The sequence below is a fragment of the Niallia taxi genome (genome assembly GCF_032818155.1).
GTDB lineage: Bacteria > Bacillota > Bacilli > Bacillales > Cytobacillaceae > Niallia > Niallia taxi_A.
The window spans coordinates 394,097-415,000 of the sequence record NZ_CP102589.1; the positions used below are offsets into that span (position 1 = coordinate 394,097).

The following is a 20,904-nucleotide window of genomic DNA, read 5'->3' on the forward strand; positions in this document are numbered from 1 at the left end:
AAGGTTCCCAAGAATCCGCTTACCTAAAACCAACCAAATTAGGTTGTTATAAAATATTCATTATATTTATATATTTTGAAAGCATTAATTGCGCAAAAAAAAAGAGCCTTACTCTTCAGAAGTAGGCTCTAGCTGCTCGTATTCTTTAGGAAGCTCCGGCTTCTTCAAATTCAACTTCTAATTCACCTAAGCGGTGGTACTCTGCTAAAACAGCTTCCTGGATTTTACCTCTTGTACCTGAGTTAATCGGATGTGCAATGTCCCTAAATTCACCATCCGGTGTCCTTTTACTTGGCATTGCCACAAATAAACCGTTATTACCATCAATTACTCTTATATCGTGAACAACAAACTCATTATCTAGAGTAATAGAGGCAATGGCTCTCATTCTTCCATCCGTATTGACTCGGCGTAGTCTTACGTCAGTTACTTCCATTCTGTTCACCACCTTTACTAGAAGATAAAATCTAGTTAAGTAATTCAACAGAATTTTCGTAACTCCTTCTTTATCAGCAAACTTTTTTAGAATATTTAATATAAAATGCTAAAAAACGCTAAGTAAAGCTACAAAAACTAACATATTCCTACTTTTATACTATTTGCAAAGTGCAATTACTTCAATTTCAACCAATACATCTTTAGGCAATCTTGCAACTTCCACACAAGAGCGCGCTGGTTTATGTACATTGAAATATTGTCCATACACTTCATTGATCGCAGCAAAATCATCCATATTTTTAATAAAAACAGTAGCCTTAACGACAGTTTCAAAAGAAGCATTTGCTTCTTTCAAGACAGCAGCAAGATTTTTGAAGACTTGATGTGTTTGTTCCTGAACGTTACCTTGCAATAACTCTCCTTCTGCTGTCAAAGGGATTTGACCTGAGCTGTAAAACATATTATTGACAATAATCCCTTGAGAGTATGGTCCGATTGCTGCTGGTGCACCACTTGTTTGTACAATTTTCATTTTCATTATCCCCCTATCGTTTCTTATCAAAATAATTTCCAATTTCAACAGATATCTTTTTCTCTTTTACATCCACACCTGAAAGCTTCACTAATGATAAATAATCATCGACAAGTCTTTCCTCTGCTTCCTCTGCTTCAATCAGGACAGCAATGCCGGCAACATTGGCATTAAACTCATCCAGTAAACTAATCATTCCATTTACTGTGCCGCCGGCCTTCATAAAGTCATCGACAATAAGTACATTTGAGCCTTGTTCTAAGCTTCTTTTCGAAAGGACCATCGTCTGGATTCGCTTTGATGAACCAGAAACATAGTTAATGCTGACTGTTGATCCTTCTGTCACCTTGCTGTCTCTTCTAACCATAACTACAGGAACATTTAAGAAAGACGCAACAGCATATGCAAGCGGGATACCTTTTGTTGCCACAGTCATGACAACATCAATATTTGTTTCAGCAAAAGCGGACGCGAATATTTTTCCTACTCTTTGAACAAGAGCAGTGTCCCCTAATATATCTGTCATATACAGATATCCTCCTGGAAGGAGCCTGTCTGGTTTTACAATTAATTGACAAAGCTCCCCTATAAAGGCTTTTGCTTCTTCTTCATTAACTTTAGCGTGGTATTTAACACCACCTGCAGCACCTGGCAAAGTTTGTAGAATACCTATACCTCTATCTTCAAAGGTTTCCTTGATTATCGCCAAATCCTCACTTATTGAAGATTTCGCTGAACCATATCTCTCTGAAAAATAGGATAAGGAAACTAATTGCCTTGGATGCTCCAGTAAATAATTCGTCATGTCTATTAAACGTTCACTACGACGAAATTTCATAAGGCCATCCTCCAAAATCCGAATATTTTACCTTTAATTTTACATTATTATACGGATTTAATCAAGGGTATGACGATTTCCCATCATACGGACCGCAAAAACCTGATCACAAAAACCCCTTAGTCCATTATAAACACGATTCATTCTTGAATCATGCTCAATTAAACCGAAAACAGTTGGACCGCTTCCGCTCATTAATACTGCATCTGCACCGAATTTTTTCATCTGATCCTTTATTTGCGCTACCTCAGGATATAGATTTAATGTAACGTCTTCGAGCACATTACCGACATTTCTGCACATTTCATCATAATCACCTGTTCGTATACAATCAATCATCTGTTCTGTATCAGGATGGTTTATTTGAGAAACATCCAGTTTTTTATAGATGTCAGCAGTAGAAACACCTATAAAAGGCTTCGCTAACACGACCCAACATATAGGCGGAGCAGGAATCTGTTTAATGATTTCTCCTCTTCCGGTTGCAAGAGCTGTGCCTCCATATACACAGAAGCTTACATCAGACCCAATTTCAGCTCCAATTTCAGCAAGTTCATCAAGAGTCAGGCCAAGGTCCCAAAGTTTATTCAACCCCCTCAACACTGCAGCAGCATCACTGCTTCCCCCTGCAAGACCTGCAGCAACTGGAATGTTCTTTTCGATCTTTATTGTAACTCCCTTTTTAACATCAAACTTTTTCTTTAATAGATTTGCTGCTTGATAAGCAAGATTTCTTTGGTCATCTGGCACAAATCGATTAAGGGAATTTATTTTTATAATATCCTTTTCTTCCAGAATAAGTTCAATTCTGTCAGCAAGGTCAATGGTCGTCATGATCATTTCTACTTCATGATAGCCATCTGGCCTTTTATTTAATACATCCAACGATAAGTTGATTTTAGCTGGCGCTTTCACCAAAAGCTTCAATATTTCCACCTACTTAACATTTTCATTGTCCGCTTTTTCGTCCTATTGTACCACACAACAGGAAATAAAAAGAATGACTGAAATAATAACCTAATTCCTCTATGTATGAAACATAAACAAATAAGCATCCTATGCTTTGTGTTTTATGTTTACAAATCATTTCACAGTGTTTTATGGCTATAGTGATTTTACCATAAAATTTGTCATATTAAGCAAAATACTATATATCATTTATGTTTTCCCAAGAAAATTCAAGGGGTTTTTTTTCTGTCAGAAAAAAGGTGCAAAAAAAGACCTAACTCCGCATCCCTTTAGAATGCAGAGTTAAACCTGATACCGTGAATAAATCCTTGATAGTTAATGCTGAACTTAGTAAACAGGGATTTAACTTAAAGGCACAAAAATAAGACTATTTTTGATTATTCAGAAGACTTTGTTCTGCGATTTCTATTGCCCGCTTGACCATGTTACCGGCATCCTTTGCTCGGATTCCGCCCCATCCATCCTTCTGGACAACGTCATAGAACCCTAGCTCTTTTGCTAATTCTTCTTTTAAACCTTCTGACATAACTCCTCGTCGTCTACTCAACTTAAAAACCTCTCCTTTCATTATTCACGGTAGTTATAGTATGTAACCCTGTTTTTATATCATGTGTTGAATCTGTTTCCAGTTTTTTTTAGATTTTCCCCATGAAAAAAGCAGCAACCGATTGGTAACTGCTAGTCTCCATAATATATATTAGCTTAGAGCAACTTGTCCTGATGTATCTTCAAAGAAGGTAATTTGAACCGTTTCTGTTAAAACATCTGCATAACTGTACGATACCCGTTCAAATGCATTTTCATCCTGATCTAACTCTACTACAAACACAGAAGGATATGTTTCAGCTAGTACACCTGAACGTTCAATCGTTTTACGACGACCACCATTAGCTTTTAGCATTAATCTCTTCCCTAAATTCGAATCAAGAGCTTTTTTTATATCTGATAATGTTTTTGCCATATTCGGTCCACCTCACTGTGTAAAGTATATCACACTGACACAACAGAGTCAAACAAAAATATAAATTATAACAGTCTCTTTTAGAAGTTGTCAATATTTTTTATTCTTATTTTTCTCCTATTTTTCAACAATCTTATTTTTTCCCATACTGGAATAATTATGTATCAATATTTTTTTAAATTTACAAACTCTTTTTTGAATAAAAAATAGGCCGCTCTTTGTGAGAGTCAGCCTGTTTGGATTATGCCGAAAAAACTGTATTACAATATTGTTATTTTCGTGAAATTCCCCGTTGTCTATTCAGTTATATTTGTATTATAAGGCATCCCTGTACGCAGTACTCCCTTTGTTTCTATTCCCCCAAGGCCTTTTTCTCCTGTCAGAGTATTTCTCAGTATATCCCAAACATTAACTCTCTCCATGAAAGGCGTATAGCTTATTTTTGCCACAATATACACCGGATCTAAAGCATGAATATTAACTCTTGAAGGAGAGCTAGCAAAGTTCGCTCCTGCATGGATTAGTGATTCAAAGTGGGATTGACATGCTCCAGCAAAAATGACGAGTTGATCTAAGTGGGGAATTTTTTTACGAGCCTCTATGACTGTCTGCACAAAGTACTTTGAGTGGCGATAAGCATTTAAGTCTGTTTTATCGCCCAATGACTTTGAATAGGCGTCATGACCGGTTATAACAAGTATATCTGGTCTATAGTACTCAAGTAGCTTCGTGATTTTTCCCGGCATTTCCTTTTCGTTAGAATGAATACCTGTTACGGGAATTCCTATTTTCTCGTATAAATCAAGGCATTTCTTTAAATAGTTCGGATCCCCATCTAAATGTAATACCTTTCCCGGCATTTGAAAATAGTTGAATGGTTTGCTGTATGCATCTGTCGAAGAATATTCCTGTTTCCTATTCAGTAAGTTTACATCCTGCCTAAATAGCTCTAATGACTGTTGCTCTAAAAACTGTATCTCCTGAGCCATCTTCCTCTGCATCGGCTTATTGATAGAAATTAAGTCCTCAAAAGGAGCGTCTGCGATAAGACGGAAATCCTCTCCATATAAAACAGCGCTTTTTCGCCCATTTTCTTCCCTTATATCAATAATTCGAAAAGCTAAATCACAATGATAGGATTTTCTGCCGACGATATCCATGATATTTATGCTCACTAGTCGTCACTCCAGTATGCCCCTGTCTTTAGAATGGGCTATGTTTCTTATTTATCTCTCATTAACCTATGCAAAGGTCCAGAAAGGTGTGATGAGCAATTTAAGGTTTCATAAAGACCTTCCAAAATAAAACAGCCAGCTCCACTATAAGGATGCTGGCTGTTTACCATACTATATACTTTTAGAAAGACTCATACAGTGCATCACTAAGTGCAGCAAACTCTTCAATGGAGAGAGATTCTCCACGCCTTGAAGGCTCAATTCCTGCAGTTTGCAAGGCAGACAGTATAGCTTCCTTTTTCTCCTTGCCATTGTCAAGCTGGCTTGTTAAATTGTTAAGGATTGTTTTTCTTCTTTGCGCAAAGCTGGCTCTAGTTACACGGAAGAAGAATTCCTCACTTTTAACTTCAACAAGCGGCTTCTGTCTTATTGTTAACCTGATAACGGCTGAATCAACATTTGGCTGTGGCACAAAAACTGTCTTAGGGACAATCATTACAACCTCTGGAACTGTGTAGTACTGAATGGCTATGGACAGTGAGCCATACTCCTTTGTGCTTGGCTTAGCTGAAATACGGTCAGCCACTTCCTTCTGAAGCATAACAACTATTCCACGAAGAGGCAGATTCTCCTCTAATATTTTCATGATGATTGGTGTTGTCACATAGTAAGGCAAGTTTGCAACAAGCATAATATCATCTATGCCTGCAAATTCCTGTTCAATCATTTCCTTTACATTTGCTTTCAGTACATCTGAATGGATTACCTTAGCATTTGGATATGGTTCAAGTGTTTCACTTAAGATTGGCAGTAAACGCTGGTCAATCTCATACGCAACTACCTTTTTTGCCCGCTTTGCCAATTGCTCTGTTAATGCTCCAATACCTGGTCCAACTTCAATTGCTCCTGATGACTCTGACAACTCTGCATGGTCCACAATATTTCTTAAGATATTTGTATCAATTAAAAAGTTTTGACCTAAACTCTTTTTGAATGAAAATCCGTGTTTTTCTAAAATCGCTTTTGTTCTTACAGGTGTCGCTATATCTTTATACATCTTTTTCCTCCTGCCAAATAGCATTTACCGCTGCAGCAAAGTCTTGCTTGGTGATGTTAAACATCATCAGCCTTTTATGAAGCTGTTTGCCATTTGTATACCCTATTTTTAAAATCCTGCCGAGCTTTTCTCTTCGCTCTTTTGATCCTGGACCACCAACTAGCTGCGCATCCAACAAGTCTTCCTTAGTAATTTGCTCTACAATGTCTTCTTCCATGTGATGAGCATCCTTAAGCGCCTCCCTAATTACTTCTACAGAGGCGTGCTCCACTCCAACACCCTTCCCATGTTTATGCAGAGCTTTATCTTTAGAAATGAAAGCATGTTTACAGCTTGGCACATGTCTTTCTATAGTATTACGTATCTTTTGGCCAGGAAAGTCTGGATCTGTCAGTACAATGACTCCTCTTGTTTCATTAGCAAGTTTTATTGCCTCAATTGTTTCCATACTTATAGCAGAACCATTTGTTTCAATTGTATCAGCATCAACTGCCCTTTTGACAGCGGTAGTGTCATCTCTTCCTTCCACTACAATGATTTCTTTAAGTTTCATGGAGCCTCCAAAAAAAAAATTAAGTTTTGCAAAAAAAATGAAACATTTTTGTAACATTAAACGTCTATATATTATAGAAAGAGTTAAATGAATTCTAAAGGTTATTATAGCTCAAATTTTTCTTTTCAACAAAATCCGTTTCAAAAGAAAAAAAACAGAGGAATGACTCCTCTGTTAAAGATGTGCTAATAGTAGATGTTCAATGTGTATTAGGTTTTGGCAGACACTAACAAACACATGCAAGTAAGAAGCCTAAATAAGGTTACTTTAAAATCTTGATTCTTACCTGTTTATTTCCCCAGCGATAAGCTTCTGCCTTCGTTGGGAAAAAGACGTCGATTTTCTTTCCTTTCACAGCACCGCCCGTATCACCAGCAATAGCGTATCCGTAGCCTTCAACATAAACCTTTGTTCCTAATGGGATAACGCTTGGATCAACTGCAATTACTTTTGCATTAGGATTTGACTTAAGATCAATTCCAGTAGCGGTATGTCCAGAACAGCCGCTGCAGCTTGCTGTATATGCAGTGGAATTAACATAAAGTTCTGTACCTTCCTCACTGACATTTTCGCCACGGGAAGCTACTTGTGTAACTTCAATAGTTCCTACTGCCACTACTTTGTCCTGTTTTTCTTTAACTTGTTTTTCACTAAGCAGATCTCTCGAAACTTCTTTACCGTTTTCTAAAGTAACTTCAAAGGTTTTCGACATTACACCGTTTTTGCCTTCTTTTATTACCTTTTCTGCACCCTTTTCAAGGCTATCATCCTTTTGGGTCACAACAGCATAATTAATCGGTTGTTCCACTACATCGGTGACCTTTTCTATACGTGTAATTTCTACAACGTCCTTCTTGTTCACTACTTCCTTTAGATCTGGCTCAACTCGGTCTAATTTTGTAAGTGATATCTCCTGTTGTTTTAAAAAGTCAGCGACCGTAGTCGAAGTGGACCATAGTTCTTTTTTCGATCCTGCGTCTACTAGTGTAAGTGGAAATGCAGTATGTACAACAATCTCCATATTGTTCTTTATATCGTTATTCTGCTTCTGATTGACCTTATCGTGCTCATTCAAAGAGATTTTTTGTTCCTTGAGAAACTCCTTAACTGTTTCTGCTGTTGTCCATACCGTTTTCTTCTCGTCGTCTTTGCTCAATTCAACCTGTTTTGCTTGCTTCCAAACAACCTCCATCTCGTCAGCTACATTTGCATCTAACGGGGGAGACACCTCATCTTCTGAGCTTATGGCAATGTCAAGTTCATCAAATATATCTTGAATAGTGGATGAGTGCGTTTCGATGACCTTCTCTTTTCCATCCAATGTCAGCGCCACAGTTTTTTTCGTTGATTCATAAATAACAAACCCTAAACCACTTATAAAAACTATGAAGCTAGCAATAAGAATGAATATTTTCTTTGTGCTCAAAGATTTAGAAAACAGGCTTTTCATGTTTTGGATTACGATGAAAAACGCCTCCTTTTCTCTCGGAGTGATTATATAGAGTATCGTGTCTGCTGTCAACCCTTCTACATTCTTTGAACGTATCTCCTATTATGCAAAAAATCTCCAGGAAAGGAAAGAAAGAAATCTCGACATGAACATTCTATGAGAAAAGGAAGCAATGTAGAACTTCTTAGAACAAAGTAATATTAGGACAAGCTATGCGATCATTCGACAGCATCTCTTATCATTTTATGCCGAATAGTTTTTTTGCATTTTCCGTAGTTTTAGCAGCAACTTCCTCAAAACTAATACCTTTTATCGCTGCAATTTCCTCTGCAACAAACTTTACATAACTTGGTTCATTTCTTTTGCCTCTGTATGGTGTTGGTGCAAGATATGGGCAATCAGTTTCAATTAGCAATTTATCCAGAGGAATTGCTGCTGCCGCTTCCTTAGGTTTTCTGGCGTTTTTGAAAGTGACAGTTCCCCCTAAAGAGATATAAAAATTCATGTCGATGCATTCCATTGCTGTCTCGACACTTCCTCCGTAACAATGCATAATACCCCCGACCTCTGAAGCGCCCTCCGATTTGAGAATTTCAACGATGTCAGCGGTTGCTTCCCGATTATGAATAATAATTGGAAGCTTCACTTTTTTCGCTAAATGGATCTGCTTTCTGAAAACTTCCTTTTGGATATCCTTAGGAGACTTGTCCCAATGATAATCCAAACCCATTTCTCCAATAGCAACTACCTTTGGGTGACTTGCCAATGATTCAATCCAATTTAAATCCTCGTCTGTCATATCAATAGCATCTACAGGATGCCAACCGACACTAGCATAGATAAAATCGTATTGCTCCACTAATTCCATTGCTCTTGTAATAGTTGGCCGATCGAAGCCGACTACGACCATTTTTTCCATTCCAGCTTCCATTGCCCGGTTAATTACTTCTTCTAAATCTTCATCAAATTGGTCTGCATTTAAATGTGTATGTGTATCAAATAGCATAATAAATCCTTTCCTTATCGCGATAGTCATATTTCTTTCCTATTCCCTTAATTGCTAACTAAATATCCATAATTGGACAGAAAAACATAGAAATATGCTTAATAAATGCAATTTCTATGTTTCTCCAACTTTTATTATTTAACTTTTGAGCCTAATGGCAGCGATTCATCTACTGATGCAATCGACAGAACTCCATCCTGACTTCCAGCAAGAATCATGCCTTGTGATAATTCGCCTCTTAGCTTAACAGGCTTAAGATTTGTAACGCAAATAACTCGTCTGCCTACAAGCTCCTCTGGCTTATAATATTGTGCAATGCCTGATACGACTTGTCTTTTTTCATATCCCAAGTCAAGCTGCAGCTTCAGCAATTTATCTGCTTTTTTCACTGGTTCTACTTGAAGGACCTGTGCAACCCTTAAATCTATTTTCATGAAATCATCAATTGAAATTTCTTCTGCTTCAGGAGCTTCCTGCTTTTCTGGTTGTTTTTCCTTGCTCTCTTCTACTACTGCAGGTCCTTGCATTTCCTTTTTGATGTATTCCACTTCTTCAGCAATATCAAGTCTTGGGAAAATAGGCTCTCCTTTTTCTACCTTGGTACCTGCAGGGATTGCCCCAAACTCGTCAAGGCTGGACCAAGTTTTCAATTCTTCCGCTTGAATATTCAGCTGCTGGAAGATTCTATCAGGTGTTTTTGTCAGGAATGGTTTTAACAGAACACCGATTCTTCTTAATGACTCTGCAAGATGAACCATTACTGTTGCAAGTTCTTCTGTTTTTTCTTCCTTAGCCAGAACCCAAGGCTGCGTTTCATCAATGTATTTATTATTTCTGCTGATAAGCTGCCATAGATTAGTAAGCACTACAGAAAACTCCATATTATCCATATGCTTTTCATACAATGCTTTAGTTTCCTTATGTGCTTCTACAAGTGACTTTTCAAAGTTTCCTTCAGATCCCTTGTATTCAGGTACAACTCCATCAAAATACTTATTGATCATTGCAACCGTTCTGTTTAACAGGTTTCCTAAATCGTTTGCCAAATCAAAGTTTACTCTTTCAACAAAGCCTTCTGGAGTGAATACGCCGTCAGATCCGAATGGTACCTCACGCAGCAAATAATAACGCAATGCATCAAGACCATATCTTTCGATTAATGTAACAGGATTTACTACATTTCCTTTTGACTTGGACATTTTCCCATCTTTCATCAATATCCATCCATGAGCAAAGACCTTTTTAGGCAATGGTAAATCGAGTGCCATCAACATGATTGGCCAATATATTGTATGGAAACGAACAATCTCTTTTCCAACTAAATGGACATTTGCTGGCCAAAACTTCTGATAAAGTGAGTCGTTTTCAGAACCATATCCTAATGCTGTAATGTAGTTAGACAATGCATCAATCCAAACATATACAACATGCTTTGGGTCACCAGGTACTTTAATTCCCCAGTCAAAGGTTGTCCGAGAAACAGCCAAATCCTCTAGTCCTGGTTTAATAAAGTTATTAATCATTTCATTTTTACGGGATTCCGGCTGGATAAATTCTGGATTTTCTTCATAAAACTTAAGAAGTCTGTCTGCATATTTACCCATTCTGAAAAAGTAAGATTCCTCTTTTACCAGTTCCACTGCATGACCGCTATCAGGACTTTTTCCGCCGATAATTTTGCCGTTTTCATCATATATTGGATCTACAAGCTGAAGCTCTGTGTAATATGTTTCATCAGACACAGAGTACCAGCCTTGATACTCATCCAAGTAAATATCACCTTGTTCAACAAGCTTTTGAAACATCTTGCTGACTACTTCTGTATGTCTTTTTTCTGTTGTACGGATAAAGTCATCATAGGAAATATCCATGGAATCCCAAAGCTCCTTGATTCCTGCCACAATACCGTCAACATATTCTTGAGGAGTGATACCAGCTTCCTCTGCTTTACGCTGAATTTTTTGCCCATGCTCATCTGTACCTGTCAGGTAACGAACATCAAATCCTTTAAGTCGCTTATATCTTGCCATTGCATCTCCTGCAACAGTCGTGTAGGCATGTCCAATATGTAGATTTCCGCTAGGATAATATATTGGGGTTGTTATATAGAAAGTATCTTGCTCTTTCAACTTTTTCCCTCCTAAAATTATTGCTTATGTAATATGCATAATACTTATTGTATCAATACTTGCTCTAATCTTAAAACTACAAGTTATATAATTGCACCTGAAATTTTATGGTATTTTTGTAGACTTCCTGTTTTTTTATGAAATGTCATAAAAAAAGCAGCTAATCATTGCCATTTTGCCCTTATATCCCCTCAAAATATACCCAAAATCGAAAGTTTTTGCAACTGTCTGCAAGTACCTATCCTTTTCATCATTATCCTTTTTTTGTTCTATATATTTAACGTATGATTCGACATCTGTAATGTTGTTTTTTGTCGAATTCAAACTTTTATTTTCTCAAAAATAATTATTTTGTTTTTACATTTATAAGCTTTTTCTGGTATTTAAAGTATATATAATATGCTATTTAACCTATAAACAAAGGAATTCTTTCTATTATCTCACTTTAAAAATAAAATAATTGACGTATATGGGAATGGCTGGTATTATATATACAAACAAAGAAATTTGTCGAATATTATCGAAAAAAATATATATAAGGTTTATCGGGAGGAGAAAAGGAAATGAAATCTACTGGAATTGTTCGTAAAGTTGACGAATTGGGACGTGTTGTAATACCTATCGAATTAAGACGTACATTAGGTATTGCTGAAAAGGATGCTTTAGAAATTTATGTGGATGATGAAAAAATCATCTTGAAAAAATATAAACCAAACATGACTTGCCAAGTAACAGGTGAAGTTTCTGATGATAACCTAACACTTGCTGATGGAAAACTAATTCTAAGCCGTGAAGGTGCAGAACAACTTATCAACGAAATCAAAAGTTCATTTGAACTTTCTAAATAATAATAAAAAAGCATGGGCTTCTAATGAAGCCCATGCTTTTTTAATCTATATGATATTCTTGATAAACTTCCCGTTTTGGCATGCTTCGATCTACAGCAGTACGCTTAATAGCATCTTTCGCCTGTAAATCGTCTACTTCTATATAATGGTTTACATGCTCTACAATTGAAAGGCTTGTCCACCATTGTTCATCTGATGCTTCAACTGCTTCTCCCTTTTCAATAACGATACAAAATTCGCCTCGTATCTCATCAGTATTCGCCCAGTCGATAACCTCATCTATTGTTCCTCTTATGAACTCCTCATAAATCTTTGTTAATTCTCTGCATAGAGAGATATTTCTATCACCTAAAATATCCTTTATCAACTGTAAGGTTTCCTTTAATCGATGGGGAGACTCGTATAGTAGGACTGTTCCAGAAATATACTTTAATGCTTCCAGCTCCTTTTTCTTTTCCTTTTTTTGTCTGTTAAGAAACCCGTAGAAGTAAAAGGGATGTGTTGGCAATCCTGAAGCAATTAAAGCAGTTAACGCTGCATTTGCTCCAGGCAATGGAACAACAGGCAGCCTGTTTTCCACTGCTGCAACGACAAGCTCATAGCCTGGATCAGCAATTGTTGGCATTCCAGCATCACTGACTAGGGCCACAGTCTTTCCCGATTGTAATGTCTCAATCAACTTGCGACCACTTGCTTCCTTATTATGCTCGTGATAGCTTACAATGGGAGTTGTTATTTCAAAATGATTGCATAGTTTTTTTGTATTACGAGTATCCTCAGCTGCAATGATATCTGCTTCCTTTAAAATCCTAACAGCTCGAAAACTCATATCTTCCAAATTACCTATTGGAGTTGGGACTAAGTAAAGAAGCCCACCATCATTCTTATAGCTTTTTTGCTGCCACATGTTTAACACCATTTTCCTTCCTCATATAAGACTCTTTTCCTTTTCTGTTCAACTGCTTGAAGGCATACTCTGCTTTTAAAGCATGTGACTTATCCAAAAACACTTCATGATAAATCAACTGAACGGGCAATCTCGCCCTCGTATACTTAGCCCCTTTTCCTTCATTATGCGTTTTAAGGCGCTTTTCAAGATTATTTGTGTAGCCTGCATAATATGTATTATCCTTACATAACAGGACATAAAAATAGTGGTTAGTTGTCTCCATATAAAATACTAGCCATTTCTTCTGTATACTCATTCAAGCCTTTATAAACATATAAGGGGGGTAATACTTTCAGATCAGGTTTCCCATCCTTTATACCTTCCACTAGTAGTATATTTGCTTCCTTACCCTCTTTAGGATATACAAAGCGGATTCTTTTTGGCTCTATTCGATATGCCCGCATTAATGTAATGATATCAAGCAGTCTTCCTGGTCTATGTACAAACGATACCTTTCCACCCTGCTTCACTAGCTGACTTGCTGAGCGAATAGTATCTTCAAGTGTGCACATTATTTCATGTCTTGCAATGGCCAAGTGTTCGTTTTCATTTCGTTCCTCAAGTGAGTCTGTTTGGAAATACGGTGGGTTGCACGTAACTGCATCGTATTTCTCAAAACCAAGCTGTGCTGGTGCATCTTTGATATCGCCATTGACCATCTCAATATTATCTTCCAATTTATTATAGGCAACACTTCTGCATGCCATATCATATAACCGCTCTTGAATTTCTACCCCAATAATAGAAGCTCTTGTTCTTAAACTCAAAAATAACGGGATTACACCATTTCCACTGCAAAGGTCCACTATTCTTCCTTTTGCGATAGGAACTGTTGCAAAGTTTGCCAATAATACCGCATCTAAAGAAAATGAAAATACGGTTGGACTTTGAATAATTTTCAGCTTTTCTGCCAACAAGTAGTCAAGCCTCTCATCTCCTATTAGCTGAACCAATTATGTTACCTCCATTTTGTTATGTATTCTATAATATTACCTAAATATACTTAATAATAATCATTCTGCCTATACTTACTCATCTAATTTAACACCTAAAAAAATAGGGTGCCCTTTTTTGAAGGACAAACCCTATTTTTTATTAAGGAAGGAAAGACAAAACAAGCAATCTCCGTCTTTTCTTGGGCTTCCGAAATGAAGGTTACAAATATGAAAACCTTCTTGATAAAGCCTTGCTAGATTATCATATCCTTCTCCAATATCCATGTGTTTTTCTTCTATATGCTTGGTGGACTTTCGGTGTTTCTTTTTAGTCTGTTCCTTTTGTTCCTTGCCTGCTTGGGACTGACTTTCCAAATGCCTTCTTAAATTTTCATTTTCCAGCGTTAGTGTATTATTTTCCTCAATCAATTCGGCTACATGCTGCTTTAGTTCACCTAATTGTTGATATAAATGACCAATTTGGCTTTCCATATTTATTACTGAATCAAAGATTTCTTTTTTATCCACTCTTCCACCTCATTAATCCGTGGATTGAACTGAAACAGTATCTTTTTGCAGTATTTCTTCTAAAGTATATTCAAGCACTCGTTCTTGTTCAGAAATTTCCACTTGGAGTACACGTTCTAATATATTTAATCCTACCACTTTTCCTCTTCCATCAGGTGTTGATATCCATTCTCCTAAATCTGGAAGCTGTTCTTTTGCAGATTCATATTCATCATTCTCATACTTAAGGCAGCACATCAGCCTGCCGCAAAGTCCTGAAATTTTTGTTGGATTTAAGGAAAGATTCTGGTCCTTAGCCATCTTGATTGATACTGGTTCAAAATCACCTAAGAATGTCGAGCAGCAGAGCATTCTTCCACATGGTCCAATGCCGCCAAGCATTTTTGCTTCATCTCGAACACCAATCTGACGCAGTTCTATCCTAGTCCTGAATATGGCAGCTAGATCCTTTACTAACTCGCGAAAATCCACTCTGCCATCTGCGGTAAAATAAAAAATTACTTTATTGCGGTCAAATGTATATTCTACATCTACTAGCTTCATATCTAACTCATGCAGACTTACCTTTTCACAGCAAACCTCATATGCTTCTTTTGCTGCAATCCGGTTTTCCTCTACAATCAATTGATCTTTTTGATCCGCGATTCGGAGCACCTTTTTCAGAGGCAAGACTACATCATTTTCGTCAACCTGCTTAGGAGCAATTACAACTTTCCCATATTCCACTCCACGCACTGTCTCTACGATTACGAAATCCCCTTTTTGGATATCCATATCATTCGGATCAAAGTAATATATTTTTCCAGCTTTTTTAAAGCGGATTCCTACAACATTATACAACTGAAGATCCCTCCTGCAGCTTCAATACAAGCTGTTCCATCAATAACTGTGGATTCATATTACCCTGCAGCTTTCGTTTTGCTTCAAAGATGGATGTCATTTGTTCTGTCAGCATTTGGGATGATGTTTTAAGCGCAAGCTCTTCTAACTGTGACCGCTCATTAATAAAGACTATTTGTTCATCCTTACCTAACTGGATATACAATAAATCCTTAAATAGCAGCAACAGTAAATCTAATCCCCTATCATACTGATCTTTCTCTTTGAAATGGACAAACCACTCTCTTTGAAGGGCAACTAATGCTTCTAAAGGATTTCCTTTAAGAGTCATATACAATTTTACCACTATTTTTTGCGCTTGTACAAACCATTCATCAGAACTTAGCATAAACGCTTCATCATAATCATTGGTAATCTGCGCAATTATTGGTGCATCACTTGCCTTCATTCCATCTGCCTTTAGCTGCTCCTGCATTTTTAATGGAGAAAGAGGTGTAAATGACAGTACTTGGCACCTCGATAAAATGGTTGGGAGAATCTGCTGTATTTGTTCAGTTAAAAGAATTGCTGTAGTATCTGCATGTGGTTCTTCAAGGAATTTCAGCAAACTGTTTGCAGCATTTGTTGTCATCTTGTCTGCATGTATTATTACATAAATCTTCTGCCTTGATTCGACACCTGTTTTTGAAAACTCTTCCTGTAAGCTCTGAATTTGGTTTTTCTTGATAGACAAGCCATCCGGCTCCACAATATGTACGTCCGGATGGTTGTTATTATTAATCCTCTTGCAGTTTGAACATTCCTCACAGGGCTGATAACCTTCAATAGCCCTTTCACAAAGAATACTTTTTGTAAGTATTTGGCTAACGTCCCTTTTGCCTGTTCCTCTCATTCCTTCGAACAGGTAAGCGTGCGCTAAACGGCCTTTCATAAGGCTGTTTCTTACCATTCTTAATACAATCGGCTGCTCCTGTTCAAGCTGTTCCCATGTTTTTATCAACACGATCACTCTCTTACGTATATATATTAATTAATAAGCCCTTTATTTCTCCAATTTTCCCTAGGATGTTTAAACTGTTCTTTTCCTTACTCATTACTTCCTCTGTAAGCTCGACTAGTTTATCATCAACAACTTGGACGACACTTAAATCACGTCCTTGCCCGAAATGATCCCATGATTTTTCTTTTTTTAATCCTATACCAAAATCAACTGCTTCTTTAACAAATTGCTTGACCAGTGACTTAAATTTATTCAAGTCTTTTAAATTTTGTGATCTGCCCAATCTAGTGCCAGTATCATCAATATTTTTCATTAATGCCTGCAGCTGACCTGTCTGTAGTTTTTCATTTTGTTTTGTGACAAGCTCACGAAATTTTGTTTCAACTTGCCCACTCTTTATCTCTTGCTTGGATGCATCTGTATTCACACGAATGTCTTTATTTATTTTCATTAGTTTCCTCCGATAAAAGCATCATAAAAAATCCTTTATATTTAGAGGTATTAACCTTACGCTCCAACCATATTAGAATTGCTTAAACTGCTCTACAGGCAATACGAATACAGTTGCTCCGCCTACCTCAACCTCAACTGGATACGGTACATACGAATCAGCGTTCCCTCCCATAGGTGAAACTGGTGCAACTAGCTGATCTCGTGATTGGCAGTTCTCTTTTATTATTTGCAGCGCTTTTTCCACGCGAATATCTTCTGTTCCTATCATAAAGGTAGTATTTCCTGATTTCAAAAATCCTCCGGTACTAGCCAATTTAGTAGCTCTAAAGTTATGCTCTACAAGAGCATTCAATAACTTAGCACTGTCTTTATCTTGGATTACTGTTAAAATCAATTTCATTTTATCCAACCCCTTTATTTATAGTTTTACCAGAATTACTGCTTTTTCCTATTATAACAATAAATAATAAAACAGACATATATAAATAGAAAAATAAGAGCTCTGCTCTATTTACCTATTCAGTATGGCATCAATAGCTCGTAATGACTGTTCAAAGACATCTTCTACCCCTTGCGATGCCTTTATTTTATGAAGCCTTTCTGGGAATTTATCAATAACTTTGTAATATCCCTCTTGGACTCGTTGGTGAAAATCCAACTGCTCTAAATCAAGCCTGTTTATCTCACGATTATTTGACTTATTAATTCTCGCTAGACCTGCTTCTGGATCAAGATCAAAATACAGTGTTAAGTCTGGCATTACTTCTCCAATGGCAAACTCATTTATCTTCCAAATTTCCTCTATGCCAATTCCTCTTGCATAACCTTGGTAAGCAAGTGAACTGTCAATAAAACGATCAGAAAGCACTACAGCACCTTCCTCTAATGCCGGAATAACCTTTTCAACTAAATGCTGCCTTCTCGCAGCGGCATACAATAGCGCCTCTGTCCTGCCATCCATTTCAGTATGATCAGGGTTTAATATTATTTCGCGGATTTTCTCTGAAATTCTGATGCCCCCTGGCTCTCTTGTTTTTACTATTTTTATACCTTTCTCTATATAATGCTCATAAAGCATTTCTAAAATGGTTGTTTTTCCGGCGCCCTCTGGCCCCTCCATCGTAATAAAAATCCCTTTTGTCATGTCAATCTCCTTAATTCTTTATAAAAACGGTTATTTTATCTTTATATATAGCTGAGTTCCCTTGAAACCTGCAACCACTGCCAACCAATATTTTCAGTTTTTGGATATGAAGATTTGTTATCTCTTCTCCAGGCATAAGCAATGGTATACCCGGTGGATAAGGAATGATAGGTTCAGCATTAATCATATGCAAAGAATCCTCTAGCTTTACTTCCTGTTTAGCATAATTAATTTGCTCTAAATCGTTTAACTTTAATTCTACTATATTGGTATATAGATTTATAGGTGCACCTTTATCTTCCTCTGCTGGCAATAGTCGCGGAGTAAATGAACTAACAGCAGCCTTTATTCTTTCAAAAGCAGCTTCAAATGGATATTCCATCTGACTTTTTAATAGTGGAAGTACTAAAAGTACATTATGTAAGTCTGCCATTTCACAATAAATTCCTGCTTCCTCCAATTTATTCTGCAGTTCAAAGCCAGACAGTTCACATCTACTCTGAATCGTCAGTTTTAATGGATCACCAGCCTGTCCATTATATGCCATGACTTCTAGTTGCTTTAAGGAAGATAATCTTTCTTTAAACTTTGCAGCTTCCGCTATTAAATATGCGCTGTCCTCCTCTTTATATGTACCCAAATAGCTTCTCGCCAAATCAAGCGATGCCATAATCAGATAAGAAGGACTGCTCGATTGAAGGATACCTAAGTATGTTTGCAGTTTATTCATGGAAACCTTGTTTGTATTAAAGTGAAGATACGAACCCATCGTTAACGCAGGTAATGTTTTATGTGCAGATTGAACAACTATATCTGCTCCAAGCCTTACAGCTGAAACTGGGAATTCTGATGAGCCTATAAAATGGGCTCCATGTGCTTCATCAACTAATACAGTCAAATTATGTTTATGTGCCACTTCAACTATTTTTCCTAGTTCTCCAACCATACCATAATAATTAGGAGAAGTAAGTATAAGTACCTTTGCCATCGGATATTTCTGTATGGCCTCTATAATTGTTTCACATGAAACAGTGCCTTCTACTTTCCACTTACTATCATAGCTGGGATTTAACAAAATAGGCCTACCCTTTGCAAGCTTTATCCCATTCATAATTGATTTATGACTATTCCTTTGTACAAGTATTTGATCTCCTTCTTCCACTGTAGACATAATCATTGCTAAGTTGCCTACTGTAGAACCATTAACTAAGAAATAGCTTCTTTTGGTTTGATATAACTCTGACAGTAATATTTCTGCCTCTAATATAACTCCACTGGCTGAATGCAGGTCATCTAGTCCGCTAAGCTCCGTTACATCATAGTTCCACGCATTTTTGAAAAATGCTTGTTTTTGCATAAGCAAACCATTCTTATGACCTGGAACATGAAATGATATTGGTTTATTATTGATGAATTCTTCTAACCTAGTATATAAAGGCGTCTTTTCCTGCACAATATTTCCTCTTTTCCTTTTGCTTCTCTTTATTGTACCATTCGCCAACTTTGAATAAAATGTGCGCTTTGACCTCAATTATTCCTAAGTGATACTTTTAAGTTGTCTGAATTTTGTATACATGTTTAAATTGTTGGCTACAATGATTTTAGGGAGGTGGAATTCATTGAGTATTGAATCTCAGAAGTTGGTCCAGCCTTATGTGGAGGAATGTTTATTTTGTGGGCAGAAAAAAGTGACTGGTATCCATCTTTACCAGTCACTTATCTGTACGGATTGTGAACATGAAATGTTGAACACAAAAACTAATGATATCAAATATAAATTCTATGTCCAAAAGTTAAAAAATGCTCATTATGCCCTGCAAAGGCGCCAAGCTTAAAAAACAAAAAAGCATCTAGTAATGTACTAGATGCTTTTGTTCGTGCCTGGCGACGTCCTACTCTCACAGGAGGAGAACCTCCAACTACCATCGGCGCTGAGAAGCTTAACTTCCGTGTTCGGTATGGGAACGGGTGTGACCTTCTCGCTATCGCCACCAGACTATTATGTTTTTATGAGTTGTTCTCTCAAAACTAAATCATATAGGAAGAAAAACATAAGAACCAAGTAATCTTTTGTCCAGCTTCAAAAGCCTAGGGCTTTTTTCCACTTTTCATTTTAGTTAAGTCCTCGATCTATTAGTATTTGTCAGCTCCACGTGTCACCACGCTTCCACCTCAAACCTATCAACCTGATCATCTTTCAGGGATCTTACTAGCTTACGCTATGGGAAATCTCATCTCGAGGGGGCTTCATGCTTAGATGCTTTCAGCACTTATCCCTTCCGCACATAGCTACCCAGCTATGCCTTTGGCAAGACAACTGGTACACCAGCGGTGCGTCCATCCCGGTCCTCTCGTACTAAGGACAGCTCCTCTCAAATTTCCTACGCCCACGACGGATAGGGACCGAACTGTCTCACGACGTTCTGAACCCAGCTCGCGTACCGCTTTAATGGGCGAACAGCCCAACCCTTGGGACCGACTACAGCCCCAGGATGCGATGAGCCGACATCGAGGTGCCAAACCTCCCCGTCGATGTGGACTCTTGGGGGAGATAAGCCTGTTATCCCCGGGGTAGCTTTTATCCGTTGAGCGATGGCCCTTCCATGCGGAACCACCGGATCACTAAGCCCGACTTTCGTCCCTGCTCGACTTGTAGGTCTCGCAGTCAAGCTCCCTTGTGCCTTTACACTCTACGAATGATTTCCAACCATTCTGAGGGAACCTTTGGGCGCCTCCGTTACTTTTTAGGAGGCGACCGCCCCAGTCAAACTGCCCACCTGACACTGTCTCCCACCCCGATAAGGGGTGCGGGTTAGAATGTCAATACAGCCAGGGTAGTATCCCACCAATGCCTCCACCGAAGCTGGCGCTCCGGCTTCCAAGGCTCCTACCTATCCTGTACAAGCTGTACCAAAATTCAATATCAGGCTACAGTAAAGCTCCACGGGGTCTTTCCGTCCTGTCGCGGGTAACCTGCATCTTCACAGGTACTATAATTTCACCGAGTCTCTCGTTGAGACAGTGCCCAGATCGTTACACCTTTCGTGCGGGTCGGAACTTACCCGACAAGGAATTTCGCTACCTTAGGACCGTTATAGT

General features: G+C 37.8%; 24 protein-coding genes and 2 rRNA genes (1 of these 26 running past the window's edge). 2 read left to right on the forward strand and 24 right to left on the reverse strand.

Translation table 11 applies throughout. The annotated features are described in order from the left end of the window. Positions 1-145 precede the first annotated feature (145 nt). The 12 genes from spoVG to metG all read right to left on the reverse strand — a co-directional run bounded on the left by spoVG (position 146) and on the right by metG (position 11,108). On the reverse strand, positions 146-436 hold the full coding sequence (gene spoVG, locus NQZ71_RS02035; protein WP_003347151.1) for a septation regulator SpoVG: 291 nt from the start codon (positions 434-436) through the stop codon (positions 146-148). Positions 437-595: 159 nt separating this feature from the next. Next, positions 596-970, reverse strand: a complete 375-nt coding sequence (locus NQZ71_RS02040; RefSeq protein ID WP_127742550.1) for a RidA family protein — start codon at positions 968-970, stop codon at positions 596-598. A 13-nt stretch (positions 971-983) separates the two neighbouring features. Beyond that, a complete protein-coding gene (gene purR, locus NQZ71_RS02045; protein ID WP_144458373.1) occupies positions 984-1,808 on the reverse strand; it encodes a pur operon repressor in 825 nt (274 codons plus the stop codon). A 57-nt stretch (positions 1,809-1,865) separates the two neighbouring features. Continuing rightward, a complete protein-coding gene (ispE, locus tag NQZ71_RS02050) occupies positions 1,866-2,735 on the reverse strand; it encodes a 4-(cytidine 5'-diphospho)-2-C-methyl-D-erythritol kinase (protein ID WP_260055614.1) in 870 nt (289 codons plus the stop codon). A 409-nt stretch (positions 2,736-3,144) separates the two neighbouring features. Continuing rightward, the gene (locus tag NQZ71_RS02055) at positions 3,145-3,324 is read right to left on the reverse strand and encodes a small, acid-soluble spore protein, alpha/beta type (RefSeq protein WP_127742555.1); all 180 of its coding nucleotides are present in this window, start codon (positions 3,322-3,324) and stop codon (positions 3,145-3,147) included. Between the two features lie 150 nt (positions 3,325-3,474). Further along, positions 3,475-3,738, reverse strand: coding sequence for a biofilm formation stimulator Veg (veg, locus tag NQZ71_RS02060; protein WP_031537121.1), 264 nt, complete (start codon positions 3,736-3,738; stop codon positions 3,475-3,477). A gap of 296 nt (positions 3,739-4,034) precedes the next feature. Next, a complete protein-coding gene (gene yabG / locus NQZ71_RS02065; RefSeq protein WP_144458371.1) occupies positions 4,035-4,913 on the reverse strand; it encodes a sporulation peptidase YabG in 879 nt (292 codons plus the stop codon). 181 nt (positions 4,914-5,094) lie between these two features. Next, complete coding sequence (rsmA, locus tag NQZ71_RS02070) at positions 5,095-5,970, reverse strand: 16S rRNA (adenine(1518)-N(6)/adenine(1519)-N(6))-dimethyltransferase RsmA (protein WP_144458370.1); 876 nt, start codon at positions 5,968-5,970, stop codon at positions 5,095-5,097. Further along, positions 5,963-6,523, reverse strand: coding sequence for a ribonuclease M5 (rnmV, locus tag NQZ71_RS02075; RefSeq protein WP_144458369.1), 561 nt, complete (start codon positions 6,521-6,523; stop codon positions 5,963-5,965). The genes rsmA and rnmV overlap by 8 nt, the downstream gene beginning before the upstream one ends. Before the next feature lie 262 nt (positions 6,524-6,785). Further along, complete coding sequence (locus tag NQZ71_RS02080) at positions 6,786-7,973, reverse strand: resuscitation-promoting factor (RefSeq protein WP_144458402.1); 1,188 nt, start codon at positions 7,971-7,973, stop codon at positions 6,786-6,788. Between the two features lie 238 nt (positions 7,974-8,211). Beyond that, entirely contained in the window at positions 8,212-8,979 is a 768-nt protein-coding gene (locus NQZ71_RS02085) for a TatD family hydrolase (RefSeq protein WP_127742563.1), read from the reverse strand. A gap of 134 nt (positions 8,980-9,113) precedes the next feature. After that, on the reverse strand, positions 9,114-11,108 hold the full coding sequence (gene metG / locus NQZ71_RS02090; protein WP_275009686.1) for a methionine--tRNA ligase: 1,995 nt from the start codon (positions 11,106-11,108) through the stop codon (positions 9,114-9,116). Between the two features lie 563 nt (positions 11,109-11,671). Between metG and NQZ71_RS02095 the strand changes: the two genes are divergently transcribed. Further along, positions 11,672-11,956: a transition state genes transcriptional regulator AbrB gene (locus NQZ71_RS02095; protein ID WP_127742567.1), complete on the forward strand. Its 285-nt coding sequence runs from the start codon at positions 11,672-11,674 to the stop codon at positions 11,954-11,956. 40 nt (positions 11,957-11,996) lie between these two features. Here NQZ71_RS02095 and rsmI read toward each other — a convergent pair whose 3' ends face one another. The 10 genes from rsmI to NQZ71_RS02145 all read right to left on the reverse strand — a co-directional run bounded on the left by rsmI (position 11,997) and on the right by NQZ71_RS02145 (position 19,261). After that, positions 11,997-12,863, reverse strand: coding sequence for a 16S rRNA (cytidine(1402)-2'-O)-methyltransferase (gene rsmI / locus NQZ71_RS02100; RefSeq protein ID WP_144458401.1), 867 nt, complete (start codon positions 12,861-12,863; stop codon positions 11,997-11,999). After that, on the reverse strand, positions 12,841-13,128 hold the full coding sequence (locus tag NQZ71_RS02105) for a GIY-YIG nuclease family protein (protein WP_127742595.1): 288 nt from the start codon (positions 13,126-13,128) through the stop codon (positions 12,841-12,843). The genes rsmI and NQZ71_RS02105 overlap by 23 nt, the downstream gene beginning before the upstream one ends. Next, the gene (locus NQZ71_RS02110; protein WP_144458367.1) at positions 13,115-13,858 is read right to left on the reverse strand and encodes a tRNA1(Val) (adenine(37)-N6)-methyltransferase; all 744 of its coding nucleotides are present in this window, start codon (positions 13,856-13,858) and stop codon (positions 13,115-13,117) included. Before NQZ71_RS02110 ends, NQZ71_RS02105 begins: the two co-directional genes overlap by 14 nt. Before the next feature lie 132 nt (positions 13,859-13,990). Beyond that, positions 13,991-14,368, reverse strand: a complete 378-nt coding sequence (gene yabA, locus NQZ71_RS02115; RefSeq protein ID WP_144458366.1) for a DNA replication initiation control protein YabA — start codon at positions 14,366-14,368, stop codon at positions 13,991-13,993. A gap of 12 nt (positions 14,369-14,380) precedes the next feature. Further along, on the reverse strand, positions 14,381-15,208 hold the full coding sequence (locus NQZ71_RS02120) for a PSP1 domain-containing protein (RefSeq protein WP_144458365.1): 828 nt from the start codon (positions 15,206-15,208) through the stop codon (positions 14,381-14,383). Further along, on the reverse strand, positions 15,201-16,208 hold the full coding sequence (gene holB / locus NQZ71_RS02125) for a DNA polymerase III subunit delta' (protein ID WP_144458364.1): 1,008 nt from the start codon (positions 16,206-16,208) through the stop codon (positions 15,201-15,203). The genes NQZ71_RS02120 and holB overlap by 8 nt, the downstream gene beginning before the upstream one ends. Positions 16,209-16,221: 13 nt before the next feature. Continuing rightward, positions 16,222-16,659, reverse strand: coding sequence for a YaaR family protein (locus NQZ71_RS02130; protein ID WP_144458363.1), 438 nt, complete (start codon positions 16,657-16,659; stop codon positions 16,222-16,224). 72 nt (positions 16,660-16,731) lie between these two features. Continuing rightward, positions 16,732-17,061: a cyclic-di-AMP receptor gene (locus NQZ71_RS02135; protein ID WP_127742579.1), complete on the reverse strand. Its 330-nt coding sequence runs from the start codon at positions 17,059-17,061 to the stop codon at positions 16,732-16,734. A 111-nt stretch (positions 17,062-17,172) separates the two neighbouring features. After that, positions 17,173-17,805 (reverse strand): dTMP kinase, encoded by a 633-nt coding sequence (gene tmk / locus NQZ71_RS02140; protein ID WP_260055611.1) that lies wholly within the window; start codon positions 17,803-17,805, stop codon positions 17,173-17,175. A gap of 10 nt (positions 17,806-17,815) precedes the next feature. Further along, positions 17,816-19,261, reverse strand: a complete 1,446-nt coding sequence (locus NQZ71_RS02145) for an aminotransferase class I/II-fold pyridoxal phosphate-dependent enzyme (RefSeq protein WP_455710050.1) — start codon at positions 19,259-19,261, stop codon at positions 17,816-17,818. A 163-nt stretch (positions 19,262-19,424) separates the two neighbouring features. Here NQZ71_RS02145 and NQZ71_RS02150 point away from each other — a divergent pair, with 163 nt between their 5' ends. Continuing rightward, positions 19,425-19,640, forward strand: a complete 216-nt coding sequence (locus NQZ71_RS02150; RefSeq protein ID WP_317011233.1) for a sigma factor G inhibitor Gin — start codon at positions 19,425-19,427, stop codon at positions 19,638-19,640. A 44-nt stretch (positions 19,641-19,684) separates the two neighbouring features. Here NQZ71_RS02150 and rrf read toward each other — a convergent pair. Beyond that, positions 19,685-19,801, reverse strand: a 5S ribosomal RNA gene (gene rrf, locus NQZ71_RS02155). A gap of 117 nt (positions 19,802-19,918) precedes the next feature. Beyond that, a 23S ribosomal RNA gene (locus tag NQZ71_RS02160) occupies positions 19,919-20,904 on the reverse strand (it continues 1,948 nt past the right edge of the window).